The sequence below is a fragment of the Wenzhouxiangella sp. YN9 genome (assembly GCF_056324165.1).
The window spans coordinates 1-314 of the sequence record NZ_JBJNIP010000022.1 but is presented as its reverse complement, the minus strand read 5'-3'; the positions used below and the strand labels follow the sequence as shown (position 1 = coordinate 314).

Below are 314 nucleotides of genomic sequence, written 5' to 3'. Positions count from 1 at the left end.
CCCGAGCGGCGGGCGCAGGCCTGCGTGGCGCGGGAGGTTGCGGGGGCGCCTGGGCGGGAGGGCGGTATCTGGCGGCGGGGGCGGCCCCTCGCCCTGCGGGGGGCGGGGCAGCGGGCCGGGGGGGCGCCCCTGAGTCGGGTGTGTGGCCGCTATGAGGGAATCGCCGAGCGGGTGATGCAGAGGCTGGTCGATGAGGAATGGTCGGTCGGCGATTTTGTTCTCTCCGGCGGCTAGCCGGCAGCGGCCGTCATGATCGATGCCTTCGTGAGTTTGCTGCCGGGCGTGCTGGGCCATGAAATGTCGGCCGAGCAGGA

General features: G+C 73.2%; 1 protein-coding gene. It reads left to right on the top strand.

The window, feature by feature from the left end; all coding sequences use genetic code 11:
- Nucleotides 1-24 precede the first annotated feature (24 nt).
- A complete protein-coding gene (locus ACEWQ0_RS00055; protein WP_476484112.1) occupies nucleotides 25-234 on the top strand; it encodes a hypothetical protein in 210 nt (69 codons plus the stop codon).
- Nucleotides 235-314: the final 80 nt, after the last annotated feature.